Genomic DNA, 13,172 nt, shown 5'->3' on the forward strand with positions numbered 1-13,172 from the left:
CGCCCGTCGCCGCGCCGTTTCCGACCGGGATGCCGGCCGGGGTGCCGACCCGGCCGCCGGCCGGACGCCCCCGACCGACCCGATCGGGTGGGCCCTGCTGGCCGCGATGCTGGCCGGCTATCTGCTGGTCGCGCTGCAGCCCACGGCCCTGATGCGCGATCTGACCTGGGGCCGGCTCTACATCCCGGTGACCGGATCGGGTCGCTGGCTGACTCCGCTCGGTCTCGGCACCCTCGCCGCCGCGGCGCTGTTCGTGCTCCGCTGCGGGTTCGCCAGCCGGCCGCTGGTGCCGGTGCGATCCTGGCTCCGTCTCGCGGAGCGGGTCGACCTGGTCGGCGCCTTCCTGACGGCGATCGCACTCGGCGGCGTGATCCTCGCCTTCGCCACCGCCGATCCCCAGGTGCAGGTGTTCTCCCCGCAGGGCCGGTGGTACCTGGTGGCCGCCGGCATCGCCGTCCTCGCGCTGGCACTGCATCTGCGCCGGGCCAGCGATCCGCTGGTGCCCGCCGGCGCCGTCCGCCGTACGCCGGCCTGGGGCTCGATCCTGGTCAGCTTCTTCATCGGCGCGGCGCTGGTCGCCGCGCTGATCGACATCCCGTTGTTCGCCCGTACCACCGTGTACGGCGACAGCCAGCTCGAGGCGGCGCTGGTGCTGGTGCGCTTCTTGGTGGCGCTCCCGATCGGCGCGCTCCTCGGCGGCTACCTGACCCGCCGGGTCCCCGCCGGCGCGCTGACGGCTGCCGGGATGCTGCTGGCCGCGGCCGGCTTCGTCGCGATGACCCGCTGGCAGGCCGACACCCTGACCCACCCCGGTGCCACGGTTCCGTTGCTGGTCGGCGGACTGGGCTTCGGGGTGGCGCTGGCGCCGGTCAACGCCGCCGTCCTGGCCAGCACCGAGGCGGCGGTGCACGGTCTGGCCAGCTCGTTGGTGGTGGTCGCCCGGATGATCGGGATGCTGGTCGGGATCTCGGTGCTGACCACGCTGGGGCTGCGCCGCTACTACAGCGAGCAGGACCGGATGCCGTCGATGGAGGAGGTGTGCGGCCGGCACGGGGGTCTGTGCGACGCCTACCAGACGCTGCTCAAGGGGGCGGGCATCGCTCAGGAGCACACCGTGTTCGCCGGCGCCGGCGCCGCCGCGCTGGTCGGTGCGCTCCTCGCGATGCTGCTGCTGCGCGGGGCGCCGACGGGTCCTGGTCCGGGGCGCCCACGCCGGCGACGGTGAGGATATTCTCCCCTCATGCACTTCGATGACCTGCTCGAGGCCAACCGCGACTACGCGGACCACTTCACCCTCGGCGGGTTCGACGGCATCGCTCGCGCCGGGGTCGCCCTGGTCACCTGCATGGACAGCCGGATCGACCCACTGCGGATGCTGGGCCTGCAGCCCGGCGACGCCAAGATGTTCCGCAACCCGGGCGGCCGGGTGACCGAGGCCGCGATGGAGGCGCTGGTGCTCGGCGTCCACCTGCTCAATGTCAGACGCATCCTGATCATCCCGCACACCCGATGCGCGATGGCCAGCAGCACCAAGGAGCAGCTCATCGAGCGGATCTCCACCTCGGCCGGCCAGGACGCCTCCTGGATGCCGCTGTCGGTCGTCGACGACCAGGTGCGAGCGCTCAACGAGGACGTGCACAAGGTCACCTCCCACCCGCTGATCCCGGCGGACACCGCGGTCGGCGGCTTCATCTACGACGTCGACACCGGGTTGCTCACCCAGAAGGTCTGAGCACCTCCGCGACCCGGCCGCCGAATCCGCCGACGCCGGAGGCGCCGGGACCGGCATGATGAGCAGGTGCGCCTCCTGCCCGGACTGCCCACCGGTCTGCTGCCCCGACTGCTGCCCCGACTGCTGACCGGCGTCGGTGCGGTCGCACTGGTCCTGGGACTGGTGGCCGGCGTCGTCAATCGGCAGGTGGTCGACACCGGCAACTTCGTCGCCCACGCCGACGCGGTACGCACCGAGGCCCGGGTCTCGGACCTCATCGGGGACCGGCTCACCGATCGGGTCCTCGAGGCCAAGCCGGACCTGGTGCTGGTGCGCCCGTTGCTCCAGTCCACGCTGCAAGGCACGGTCCGCAGCGCGGCCTTCGCCCCCGCGTTCCGCGCGATGCTGGCGCCGCTGCACCAGGCGGTGGTGCACGGCACCTCGGGAAGCGTGCTGCTCCGGCTCGCCGACATCGGCGCGATCCTGACCGCGGCGCTACGCACGGTCGCCCCCGAGGCCGCAGGCTCGCTGCCGGACGACCTCGACGTGCGGCTGGCCACCATCGGCGCCGGCAGCGTCGGCGGCGAGCTCGTCGGGCACGCGCGGGTGGTGCGGGCACTCTCCTGGGCGCTACCGCTGCTGGCGCTGGTCTGCTTCCTGGCGGCGGTGCTGCTGCACCGCCGTCGCCGGCGAGGCCTGCGCGACGTCGGCGTCGCCCTGGTCGGGGTGGGGGCCGGCATCGGCGTCCTGCTGCTGGGTGCGAACTACCTGACCGGCCGCCTCGACACCGGCACCGTCCGCGGAGCTCTGACCGCCGCCGGCTGGTCGGAGCTGGCGCCCTCCTTCCGCTCGGTGGCGGTCCTCACCGTCGGCGTGGGGGCATTGCTCGTCGCCGGGGTCGAGCTCGTCGGCGGGCGCAGTCCCCGCGGCCTGCTCGGCTGGGCGTACGGACCGGCCACCACCGGCATACGCCTCGGGCGATCGGCGGCCGCCCTGGTCGCCGGCGTGTTCCTGCTGCTCGAGCCACGGCCCGCGCTCACCCTGATCGCGATGACCGCCGGCATGCTGCTGCTCGTCGCCGGAGTGATCGGCGGCGTCCGGACGCTGCACGTCCGGCTCGAGGAGGTATCCGGCGCCCGGGCGTCCGCGACGCCGCGTACGGCGATGCCGAGCCCCTTGCGGCACACCGGGTTCCGCACCACGGCGGTGGCGGCGACGGCGCTCCTGCTGCTGGCCGGCATCGTCGCGTGGAACACCCACGGGTCCACGCCGGGCATCGTGACACCGCGCTCCGCAGCCTGCAACGGCTCGGCGGCTCTGTGCGAGCGGCCCTACAACGAGGTCGCCTTCCCGGCCACGCACAACTCGATGGCCGCCGCCGACCAGCCGGGATGGTTCCTCGCCGAGCAGCCGAACGGCATCATCGACCAGCTCGACGCCGGCATCCGGGTCTTCCTGATCGACACCTGGTACGGACAGACCACCCAACGACCCGGGGTGGTGGTCAACACCGACGAGTCGATGGCCGCCGCGCTGGCATCGGCCAACACGGCGTACGGCGACAAGGTGGTGCAGAGCGCTCTCCGGCTGCGCGACAGCGCGCGGCTGACGCCCCGGGGCTCCCCGGCCGCCTACCTGTGCCACGCGCTGTGCGTGCTGGGCTCGACGAAGTGGGAGCCGCTGATGGTCGAGGTCGCGGCGTGGCTGAAGGCCCACCCGCGGGAGGTGGTCACGTTCTTCCTGCAGGACGAGGTCAGCCCCGCCACCACCGCCGGCGTGGTACGCCGAGCCGGGTTGATGCCCTACGTCTACACCCCGGCGACCGGCCCGTCCCAGACCTGGCCGACCCTCGGGCAGATGATCGACTCCGGCCACCGGCTGGTCTTCCTCGCCGAGCACACCGGCGGCGGGAGCAGCCATCCCTGGCTCCTGCAGGGCTTCGACTGGGTCCAGGACACCCCGTTCGATGCCCGGGTGCTCTCCGACTTCAGCTGCCGACGCAACCGCGGGAAGGCCGACGCGAAGCTGTTCCTGGTCAACCACTGGCTCAACCAGCCGTTGAGCCGGGTCTCCGCCTCGGCCTCCGCGAACCGGACGAGCGTGCTGGAGAACAGACTCGCCGAGTGCGAGCAGCAGCGCGGCATGATGCCGAACTTCGTCGCGGTGGACAACTACGACCAGGGCGGGCTGTTCCAGGCCGTCGACCGGCTCAACGGACTCGGTTGACCCCGATCCGGATGACGCCCGGGATCTCCTCGCTGGATCCGACCCAGCCCGGACGACCCAGCCCGGACGACCCAGCCCGGACGACCCAGCCCGGACGACCCAGCCCGGACGGCTCAGCCGACCAGCTCCTCGCCGGCGTACAGGTTGGCGCCGCCGCCGCGCACCATCCCGGCGAGCAGCAGGCCGTACTGGCGGGCGAGGTCGACCGCCAGCGACGAGGGTGCGGAGACGGCGACGATCCCGGCGACCCCGGCGGCCACCGCCTTCTGCACGATCTCGAAGGAGACCCGCCCGCTGACCACGAGCAGTCGGTCGGTGGCCGGGAGCTCGGCGTCGAGCAGCGCCCGGCCGACCACCTTGTCCACCGCGTTGTGCCGGCCCACGTCCTCGAAGACCGTCCTCAGCGTGCCGTCCGCATCGGCCAGGCCGGCCGCGTGCACTCCGCCGGTCTTGTCGAAGGTGCGCTGCCGCTCGCGCAGCCGATCGGGCAGGCCCACCAGCGTCTCCCCGGCGACCCACCAGTGCGCCGAGTGCGGCGCGGACCTGACCAGCGGTGCCAGATCCAGGACATCGGCGGAGCAGACGCCGCAGGCGGCCGAGGTGACGAAGGCACGCGGCCTGGGCGGCGCGACGCCCGGAGCGAGGGTGAGGTGGACCCGATCGGTGTCGTCCTCCCGGCAGCCGCGCAACTGCACGATGTCGGCGGGGGCACGCACGCCCGACTCCACGCAGAGCCATCCGGCCGCCAGCTCCAGATCGTTGCCGGGAGTGCGCATCAGCGTCGCGATCGCCTCACCGTCCAGGGCCAGGACCAGCGGCGACTCGACCGCGAGGTCGTCGGGCCGCTTCACCCCGCGCCGCACGATCGCGCGTCGGGTCGTCATGACCGCCATGGTGCGAGCCTACCCAGGCCCGCGACCGAGCAGCTCGGCCAGCGGCCGGTCGATCAGCGGCGTGGGCAGCCCACCCGCGGCCAGCAGGCCGTCGAGGCCGGCCCGGGTGCCGGCCTCACCGAGCAGCGCCACCAGCCGGCCCACCTGGTCGGCCACGGTGCCGGGGTCCTCGGCTCGCAGCGGCACGTCGGCCAGCAGCGGGCAGTCCACCGCACCGGCCTCCGGCTCGGGCTGGTCGAGCGCGGGCAGCCAGGCACCCACCTCGAAGCTCAGCTCGGCGTCCGGTCGCGGCGCGGCCGCCCGCAGGTCGACGTACCAGGTGACCTCGGGGCCGGGTAGCCGCCAGTGCCCCTTGCGCAACGCCACCTTGTGCGCCTTGAACGCCTTGGCGGCCGCCGCGCGGGCGGCCTTCTGGGACAACGTCATCGATCCGCGGTCCGCTCAGAAGTCGATGTCGTCTTCGGAGAGCTGACCGCCGCCGGCGACGATGAACTCCTTGCGCGGCGCGACCTCGGAGCCCATCAGCAGCTCGAAGACCGACGCGGCCGCGTCGGCGTCGTCGAGGGTGAGCCGTCGCAGTGTACGGCGCCGCGGGTCCATGGTGGTCTCGGCGAGCTGGTCGGCGTCCATCTCCCCCAGTCCCTTGTAACGCTGCACCGGCTCCTTCCAGGTGACGTTGCGCTTCTTCAGCTCCGCCAGGCGGCGCTGCAGCTCGTCGTCGGAGTAGGTGTAGACGTACTTCTCCATCCCCTTCTTGGGGTTGGAGAGCTCGATGCGGTGCAGCGGCGGGACGGCCGAGTAGACCCGTCCCTGGGCGATCAGATCGGGCATGTACTTGAAGAACAGGGTGGCCAGCAGGGTGCGGATGTGCGCGCCGTCCGAGTCGGCGTCGGCCATGAAGATGACCTTGCCGTAGCGGGCTGCGTCCAGATCGAAGGTGCGGCCGGTCCCGGTGCCCACCACCTGGATGATCGAGGCGCACTCGGCGTTCTTCAGCATGTCGCCGACCGAGGCCTTCTGCACGTTGAGGATCTTGCCCCGGATCGGCAGCAGCGCCTGGTACTCCGAGTCCCGGGCGAGCTTCGCGGTGCCGAGCGCCGAGTCGCCCTCGACGATGAAGAGCTCCGCCCGCTCGTCGGCCGCGCGGCAGTCGGCCAGCTTGGCCGGCAGCGCCGAGGACTCCAGGGCGCTCTTCCGGCGCTGGTTCTCCTTCTGCTGGCGCAGCGTCAGCCGGGTCTTGGAGGCGGCGTACACCTTCTCCATGACCAGCTTGGCCTGCTGCTTCTGCGCACCCCTGGAGGCGGTGAGGAAGCGCTTGAGCTCGGCGGCGACCACCTTGCGGACGACGGTCCGGGCGGCCGGCGTACCGAGGATCTCCTTGGTCTGGCCCTCGAACTGCGGCTCGGCGAGCCGGACGGTGACGACCGCGGTCATCCCCTCCAGCACGTCGTCCTTGATCACGTCGGCGTCGTTGACCTTGAGCACCTTCGTGGCCCGCATGGCATCGTTGAACGTCTTGGTCACAGCGGTCTCGAAGCCGCTGACATGGGTGCCGCCCTTGGGGGTGGCGATCACGTTGACGAAGGAGCGGATCTCGCATTCGTAGCCGGTGCCCCACCGTACGGCGACGTCGACGAACAGCTCCCGCTCCACGTCCTGCGGAGTCATGTGGCCGGCATCGTCCAGCATGGGCACGGTCTCGGTGAAGGTGTCCGAGCCCTGCAGCCGGAGCACGTCGGTGACCGGCTCGTCCGCGGCCAGGAAGTCCACGAACTCCGCGATCCCGCCGTCGTGGCGGAACTTCTCCTCGACCGGCCCCCCGTCCTCGCTCGCGCGCGGGCGCAGATCGCGGATGACCAGCTCCAGCCCGGGCACGATGAACGAGGTCTGCCGCGCCCGGCCGAGCAGCCCGTCCAGGACGAAGGCGGCGTCCTTGGTGAAGATCTGCCGATCCGGCCAGAACCGGATGTGGGTGCCGTGCTTCGCCTTGGCGACCCGCGGCCCCTTGCGGGACAGGCCCGAGCCGGGGCGGAACGAGCCGCGCGGCCCGTCGCCGTCGAAGACCCCCGGCACTCCCCTGCGGAACGAGATGCCCTGCTGGGCCGGCGGCCGGTCGACGTCGATGTCCATCCGCTCGGAGAGCGCGTTGACCACCGAGAGCCCCACGCCGTGCAGGCCGCCGGTGGCGACGTACGACGACCCGCCGAACTTGCCGCCGGCGTGCAGCTTGGTCGCCACCACCTCGACGCCGCTCAGCCCGGTCTTGGGCTCCTTGTCCGTCGGGATGCCGCGGCCGTCGTCGTGGACCTCCGCCGATCCGTCCGGGTGCAGGGTCACCTCGACCCGGCGGGCCACCCCGGCCAGCGCCTCGTCGACCCCGTTGTCGATGATCTCCCACAGGCAGTGCATCAGACCGCGGGTGTCGGTCGACCCGATGTACATGCCGGGGCGCTTACGGACCGCCTCGAGCCCCTCCAGGACCAGGAGGTGGGCGGCGTTGTAGGTGTTGTCGGCGATGACAGTGCTCCTGCGTCGATCTGCTGCTGAGAGAGCAAATCTACCCGCGACACGCCGCAGAGGACGGCTCACCACGCAGCGCGCCGCGATGGGCTTACGGTGACCACATTCTCGAATACGGCAACGGCCCCGACCACCGAGGCGTCACAATGGAGCAGTGAGAGGGGACACGCCGAGTCGGGAATCCAAGGTTCCTCGCGTACGTTGTCCTCTCAGTACCAACAATGAATCGAGGCCGATGTGACTACTGCCGTTGCCAGCTCAGCGCTGACCGCCGCGGACCGCTGCGACCGTTGCGGAGCCCAGGCCTACCTTCGCGTGGAGCTCCAGTCCGGGGGCGAGCTCCTCTTCTGCGCCCACCACGCCCGCGAGCACGGTGACGCGCTGCGGGAGATCGCCGTGACGGTGACCGACGAGACCCACAAGCTGACCGGGTCGGACGACCCGCCGACCGAGGACTGATCTCCTTCCAGTCTCCTGCCAGCCGGCCCCGCACCCCAGGGTGCGGGGCCGGCTGCGTTCCCGGCGCGTCCGGAATGGGGCCCGCCGGCCCGACCTGAATAGGCTCGCCCGGTGACTGCGATAGTCCTGGCCCTGGTCTCGGCGCTCGCCTACGGCACCTCCGACTTCATCGGCGGTCTGCTCTCGGGTCGTGTCTCCGCCTGGACGGTGGCCTGGTTCGGACAGCTGGCGGGCGCGGCCAGTGCTGCGCTGATCGGCCTGGTCGCCGGCGGTGCGCCGACCGGCGCGGACCTGGCCTGGGCGGCCGTCGCGGGGATCGGCAGCGGCGTCGGCTGCGGCTACCTCTATCAGGGTCTCTCCACCGGCCGGATGGGAGTGGTCGCGCCGATCTCGGGGGTGGGCGCCGCGATCGTCCCGGTCGTCGCCGGCGTGCTCGGCGGTGAGCGTCCCGCCGTACTGGCCTGGGCCGGCATCGTGCTCGCGCTGCCGGCGATCTGGCTGGTGGCGCGGGAGCCGGGCCGGCCCGATGCGAAGGTCTCCGGCAGCGTGGCGGCGGGTGTCCTGGACGGCGTGGTCGCCGGCGCGGGGTTCGGCATGTCGTTCGCGCTGATGGGCCAGGTCGGCGGCGGCGCCGGTGCCTGGCCGACCGCGGTCAACCTGCTGACCGCGACCGTGGTGGTCACGGCGATGGCACTCGTCCTGCGTCAGCCCTGGCTGCCGCGCAGTGCGAGGGTGTGGCCGGCGATCTTCACCGGCATCCTCGGCGCGCTCGCCCTGGTGCTGTTCGTCGAGGCCACCCAGCACGGCTTCCTCGCCATCACCGGGGTGATCACCTCGCTGTATCCGGCGGCGACCATCGCGCTCGCGACCCTGGTGCTGCGCGAGCCGGTCCACCGCGCCCAGGCGTTCGGGATGGCACTGTGTGCGGCGGCGGTGGCGCTGGTCGCCACCGGCTGACCGCCGAATCGGTCCCCGGAACCGCCGAGTCGGTCCCCGGAACCGCCGAGTCGGTCCCCGGAACCGCCGAATCGGTCATTCGAACCGCCGAGTCGGTCGTTGCTCCGTGCTCGTCTCCGTGCTCGCGAACATGACGAGGCCCCGGCCACAGGGCCGGGGCCTCGTCGCGTTGTCGGCGGGACCGTCGCGGCCAGATCAGTCCAGGTAGTCCCGCAGGACCTGGGAGCGACTGGGATGCCGCAGCTTGGACATCGTCTTGGACTCGATCTGCCGGATCCGCTCGCGGGTGACGCCGTACACCTTGCCGATCTCGTCTAAAGTCTTCGGCTGGCCGTCGGTGAGCCCGAAGCGCATCGAGACCACGCCGGCCTCCCGCTCCGAGAGCGTGTCGAGTACGGCGTGCAGCTGCTCCTGCAACAGGGTGAAGCTGACCGCGTCGGCCGGGACGATCGCCTCGGAGTCCTCGATCAGGTCGCCGAACTCGGAGTCGCCGTCCTCGCCGAGCGGGGTGTGCAGCGAGATCGGCTCACGGCCGTACTTCTGCACCTCGATGACCTTCTCCGGGGTCATGTCCAGCTCCTTGGCCAGCTCCTCCGGAGTGGGCTCGCGGCCCAGGTCCTGCAGCATCTGGCGCTGGACCCGGGCCAGCTTGTTGATCACCTCGACCATGTGCACCGGGATCCGGATGGTCCGGGCCTGGTCCGCCATCGCGCGGGTGATCGCCTGCCGGATCCACCAGGTGGCGTAGGTGGAGAACTTGTAGCCCTTGGTGTAGTCGAACTTCTCCACCGCGCGGATCAGCCCCAGGTTGCCCTCCTGGATCAGGTCCAAGAAGAGCATCCCGCGGCCGGTGTAGCGCTTGGCCAGCGAGACGACCAGACGCAGGTTCGCCTCGAGCAGGTGGTTCTTCGCCCGCCGACCGTCCTCGGCGATCCACTCGAGCTCGTCGAGGGTCTTGGCGTTGATCTTGGTGCCCTTGGCCAGCTTCTCGTCGGCGAAGAGACCGGCCTCGATCCGCTTGGCGAGCTCGACCTCCATCTCGGCGTTGAGCAGCGGGACCTTGCCGATCTGCTTGAGGTAGTCCTTGACCGGGTCGGCGGTCGCGCCGGCGACCATGACCTGCTGCTCGGGCTCGCCGGTGTCATCGGCGTCGGAGACGACGAACGTCTCCGACTCCTTCTCGTCCTGCTTGATGGTCGGGTCGGAGGCGACGTCCTTCTCGAACTGCTCGTCGGAGATGTCCGGCAGGACCTTCTTGCCGTCCGCACCGACCTGGACCTCCTCGGCGTCCTCGGCGAGGTCGCCCTCCGCGGTGGCACCGCCCTTCGCCGCCGGCTTGGCGGTGGCGGTGGCCGGCTCCTCGACGGCCACCGCCGCGCCCGCCCGCGCGGTGGCGGTGCCGCTCTTCCGGCTGCTCGCCGCCGCCACCCGAGTGGGACCGACCGCGCCGAGGTCCACCGAGATCCCCAGCGTGCTCAGATGCGCGAGCAGGGACTTGAGGTGACGCGGCTCGACCGCGGCGTCCTCGCTGGCTCTGCGGACCTCTTCGGGGGTCACTCGGCCGGATGGTCTGGCCTGGTCGATGAGTGCTGACACGGCGGGGTGGGCGAGCACCTCTGCAGGGATCTTGCGTGCGTTCGAGGACACGAACACCTCTCGGTCGAACTGGCTCCGGGCGCGGCAGGGCCCGGATACGTCAAGCGCCGCATTCACATTCTGCCACGCGCCCCCACGATTCCCGACCCCGGGATGTCACCGGTGCGTCGCCGTACGGTCACCGACGCCCACGCGTGGGGCCCCGGGGGCAGATCAGCCGGCCGCCTTCGCCGCGGCCGCCTTGGCCTTGCTGGCCTTCTTGTACTCCCGGACCTTCTGCAGCGAGTCGGCGTCGACCACGTCGGCGACCGATCGGTACCCGTCGAGCGCATAGTCGCCGGCGGCCTCCTGCCACCCCTCGGGGCGTACGCCGACCTGCTTGGCCAGCAGCGCGACCATGATCTGTGCCTTCTGCCTGCCGAAGCCGGGAAGCTCCTGGATCCGGCGCAACAGCTCCCGTCCGGTCGCCGCCTCGGTCCACAGCCGGGTCACGTCGCCGTCGTACCTCGTCTCGACCAGCGCCGCCAGCTCCTGCAGCCGAGCCGCCATCGAGCCCGGGAACCGGTGGAGGGCCGGCGGCTGGCTGCACAGCTCCTTGAACGCCTCCGGGTCGGCGGCGGCGATCGCCGCCGGCTCGAGCGTGCCGAACCGGCCGAGCAGCTTCCACCCGCCCCGGAAGGCGTGCTCCATGCCGTACTGCTGGTCCAGCATCATCCCGATCACCAGCGCGAACGGGGACTCGTCGAGGACGGCGTCGGCTTCGGGCAACCCGGTCATCTGGAAGGACATGGGCTCATTGTCCCTCATCGCCACCCGGCGCAGCGGGGGCGATGATCGGCGCCAGGTGCGCCCGCAGGCGGTCGGGCAGAGCGCGATCGGTGACCGCCCAGAACCTGTCGGCGCGGACGGCGTCGAGCGCGGCGGAGGCCACCTCGTCCGGATCGGCGGCGGCGTCCATCCGCGCGAGGAACTCCGGACGGGTCAGCGGGTGCCCGGGCTCGAGGCCGCTCGCCGGCGGCTCCCCCAGCCGCCCCGGCCAGTTCCGGCCGGAGTCGTTCATCCGGGTGCTGGTGAATCCGGGGCACAGCAGCGTCACCCCGACCGGCGAGCGCGCCAGCCGGAGGTCCTCGCGCAACGACTCCCCTACCCCGACGACCGCATGCTTCGAGGCCGAGTACGGCGCCATGCCCGGCGAGCCGATCAGCCCGCCGATCGAGGACGTCAGGACGACATGGCCGATGCCCTGGTCCACCAGCGCTGGCACGAACGTCCGGATGCCGTGGATCACTCCCCACAGATTCACCTCGAGCACCCACCGCCAGGCCTTCGGATCGAGCTCCCAGCTGACCCCGCCGGCGGCCACGCCGGCGTTGAGGCAGACCAGATGGAACTCACCGAAGGCCGCGCGCGTGGCCGCGGCGATCGCCTCCACCTGCTCCGGCTCGGCCACGTCGGCGGTGACACCGATGACATCGCCGTACCCCGACAGACCGGCCGCCGCGGTCTCGACCGCCTCGGCGTCCACGTCGGCGAGTGCGACCCGCATGCCGGCCTCGACGCAGCGACGTCCCAGCGCGAGCCCGATGCCGCTCGCGCCTCCCGTGACCACTGCCACCTTGCCGTTCAGGTCCTGCACGACCGCCTCCTCAGCCTCACCGGTGCCTCACGTGCACCCGTCTCCCGACGACATCCTCGCCATCCTCGCCATCCTCGCTCCCCCGGCGCCGCGGGCGGCGTCAGGCCGGATTGCGGCCACGGAAGAACTCCCGGAACGGATCCATGCTGGGCTCGAGACCGGCGTCGACGAGTCCCTTGCGCAGCGCGTTCATCTGCGGGTCGTGGATGCGCTGGGTCGGCATCCGTAGCGGGCCGCCGTTGTAGCCCTGCAGCCAGCCCTGGAACTTCCATGCCTGCCGGTTGATGAAGAACCCGCCGTTGAGCTGCACGGCGACGCCGGACTTGGCCTTGCGCGCCGGGTGCAGCTGCCAGTAGATCTCGGTCGCCTCGTCGTACTTCTGATCCCGCAGCAGACCCATCACCCGCGGGATCATCGGTCCGTAGTACTCGTGGTCACTGGTCGCGGAGAGCTGGATCGGCATCACCTGGGCGAGCGGGATCATCTCGCCCTCGATCGGGCAGGAGATCACCACCTCGTCGCCGAAGAGCCGGTGACACTCGATGACGCCCTGGATGCTGGGAGCGCCGCCCTCGGCCTTGATGACGGCGATGTTGGGACAGTCGTCGAGGAGGCGGCGGATGAGCCGGGCGGGGATGTCGGAGGGGTGGATCCGGGAGCTGAAGTTCCACAGGAACATCGGGAACAGCATCACCGCCAGATCCGTGGCGTCGCAGACCGCCTTGGTGTAGTCGTAGATCTCCTGTTCCGACTCCGGGTAGAAGTTCGGCGGGTAGGAGAGCAGCACCAGCTCGGCACCGGCGGCCTCGGCACCGCGGACCGCCTCGAGGTTCTGCTCCAGGTTGCCCCAGCTGCCGTGGTGGACGACGACCAGGTCCCCGTCGTCCCCGTCGTCACCGTTGTCCTGACCGGCCTCGTCGCGCAGGATGCGCAGGAAGTCGAGGTATTCCGGCAGGGTGATGTTGACCTCCGAGACCCCGAGAGTGCCCAGGAAGCCGTGCTCCTTGGCCCGTCGTACGTCGTGCCGGATCCCGGCCTCGTTCAGGCCGCGCAGGTCGTCGGTGAACGAGGGGATGGTGCAGTTGACGGCTCCGACGAGCCTCTCGCGGGCCCATTCGCGGGCCTCGCCGCGGGTGTAGTCGCGGGTGTGGTCGGCCATGGTTGGCTCCTTGTC

At 71.5% G+C, this 13,172-nt stretch carries 11 protein-coding genes and 1 pseudogene; 5 read left to right on the forward strand and 7 right to left on the reverse strand.

Annotation, left to right across the window (positions count from 1 at the left end; translation table 11 throughout):
• The 3 genes from QM638_RS19680 to QM638_RS19690 all read left to right on the forward strand — a co-directional run.
• Positions 1–1,225, forward strand: a 1,225-nt coding sequence (locus QM638_RS19680) for an MFS transporter (RefSeq protein WP_415144787.1), incomplete at its 5' end; no start/stop codon positions are given.
• A gap of 15 nt (positions 1,226–1,240) precedes the next feature.
• Complete coding sequence (locus QM638_RS19685; RefSeq protein WP_415144789.1) at positions 1,241–1,732, forward strand: beta-class carbonic anhydrase; 492 nt, start codon at positions 1,241–1,243, stop codon at positions 1,730–1,732.
• A gap of 66 nt (positions 1,733–1,798) precedes the next feature.
• Positions 1,799–3,937, forward strand: a complete 2,139-nt coding sequence (locus QM638_RS19690) for a hypothetical protein (protein ID WP_415144790.1) — start codon at positions 1,799–1,801, stop codon at positions 3,935–3,937.
• A 113-nt stretch (positions 3,938–4,050) separates the two neighbouring features.
• Here QM638_RS19690 and QM638_RS19695 read toward each other — a convergent pair whose 3' ends face one another.
• The 3 genes from QM638_RS19695 to QM638_RS19705 are packed head-to-tail and all read right to left on the reverse strand — an operon-like array spanning position 4,051 to position 7,272.
• On the reverse strand, positions 4,051–4,821 hold the full coding sequence (locus QM638_RS19695; RefSeq protein WP_415144792.1) for a formate dehydrogenase accessory sulfurtransferase FdhD: 771 nt from the start codon (positions 4,819–4,821) through the stop codon (positions 4,051–4,053).
• A gap of 18 nt (positions 4,822–4,839) precedes the next feature.
• Entirely contained in the window at positions 4,840–5,256 is a 417-nt protein-coding gene (locus QM638_RS19700; RefSeq protein ID WP_415144794.1) for a hypothetical protein, read from the reverse strand.
• 15 nt (positions 5,257–5,271) lie between these two features.
• Positions 5,272–7,272, reverse strand: a complete 2,001-nt coding sequence (locus QM638_RS19705; protein ID WP_415144796.1) for a DNA gyrase/topoisomerase IV subunit B — start codon at positions 7,270–7,272, stop codon at positions 5,272–5,274.
• A gap of 315 nt (positions 7,273–7,587) precedes the next feature.
• On the opposite strand from QM638_RS19705, the gene QM638_RS19710 reads away from it, so the two are divergent.
• Both QM638_RS19710 and QM638_RS19715 read left to right on the forward strand, forming a co-directional pair.
• Positions 7,588–7,809, forward strand: coding sequence for a hypothetical protein (locus tag QM638_RS19710; protein WP_415144797.1), 222 nt, complete (start codon positions 7,588–7,590; stop codon positions 7,807–7,809).
• Positions 7,810–7,920: 111 nt separating this feature from the next.
• Positions 7,921–8,766 (forward strand): EamA family transporter, encoded by an 846-nt coding sequence (locus QM638_RS19715; protein WP_415144799.1) that lies wholly within the window; start codon positions 7,921–7,923, stop codon positions 8,764–8,766.
• A 195-nt stretch (positions 8,767–8,961) separates the two neighbouring features.
• On the opposite strand, the pseudogene QM638_RS19720 reads toward QM638_RS19715, so the two are convergent.
• The 4 genes and pseudogenes from QM638_RS19720 to QM638_RS19735 form a co-directional block, all read right to left on the reverse strand.
• Positions 8,962–10,044 (reverse strand): annotated as a pseudogene (locus QM638_RS19720) (RNA polymerase sigma factor); the annotation flags it as partial.
• 531 nt (positions 10,045–10,575) lie between these two features.
• Positions 10,576–11,151 (reverse strand): HhH-GPD-type base excision DNA repair protein, encoded by a 576-nt coding sequence (locus QM638_RS19725; protein WP_415144801.1) that lies wholly within the window; start codon positions 11,149–11,151, stop codon positions 10,576–10,578.
• Positions 11,152–11,155: 4 nt separating this feature from the next.
• A complete protein-coding gene (locus QM638_RS19730; RefSeq protein WP_415144803.1) occupies positions 11,156–11,998 on the reverse strand; it encodes an SDR family NAD(P)-dependent oxidoreductase in 843 nt (280 codons plus the stop codon).
• Positions 11,999–12,098: 100 nt separating this feature from the next.
• Entirely contained in the window at positions 12,099–13,157 is a 1,059-nt protein-coding gene (locus tag QM638_RS19735) for a dihydrodipicolinate synthase family protein (RefSeq protein ID WP_415144805.1), read from the reverse strand.
• Positions 13,158–13,172 lie beyond the last annotated feature (15 nt).

Origin of the sequence: Nocardioides sp. (assembly GCF_047606145.1) — a bacterium.
GTDB lineage: Bacteria > Actinomycetota > Actinomycetes > Propionibacteriales > Nocardioidaceae > Nocardioides.

What these genes read in the sequence shown, in the direction of transcription:
- QM638_RS19700 (WP_415144794.1), bottom strand. Translation starts at nt 5,256, where the DNA reads ATGACGTTGTCCCAGAAGGCCGCCCGCGCGGCGGCCGCCAAGGCGTTC.
- QM638_RS19735 (WP_415144805.1), bottom strand. Translation starts at nt 13,157, where the DNA reads ATGGCCGACCACACCCGCGACTACACCCGCGGCGAGGCCCGCGAATGG.
- QM638_RS19705 (WP_415144796.1), bottom strand. Translation starts at nt 7,272, where the DNA reads ATGTACATCGGGTCGACCGACACCCGCGGTCTGATGCACTGCCTGTGG.
- QM638_RS19695 (WP_415144792.1), bottom strand. Translation starts at nt 4,821, where the DNA reads ATGACGACCCGACGCGCGATCGTGCGGCGCGGGGTGAAGCGGCCCGAC.
- QM638_RS19685 (WP_415144789.1), top strand. Translation starts at nt 1,241, where the DNA reads ATGCACTTCGATGACCTGCTCGAGGCCAACCGCGACTACGCGGACCAC.
- QM638_RS19725 (WP_415144801.1), bottom strand. Translation starts at nt 11,151, where the DNA reads ATGTCCTTCCAGATGACCGGGTTGCCCGAAGCCGACGCCGTCCTCGAC.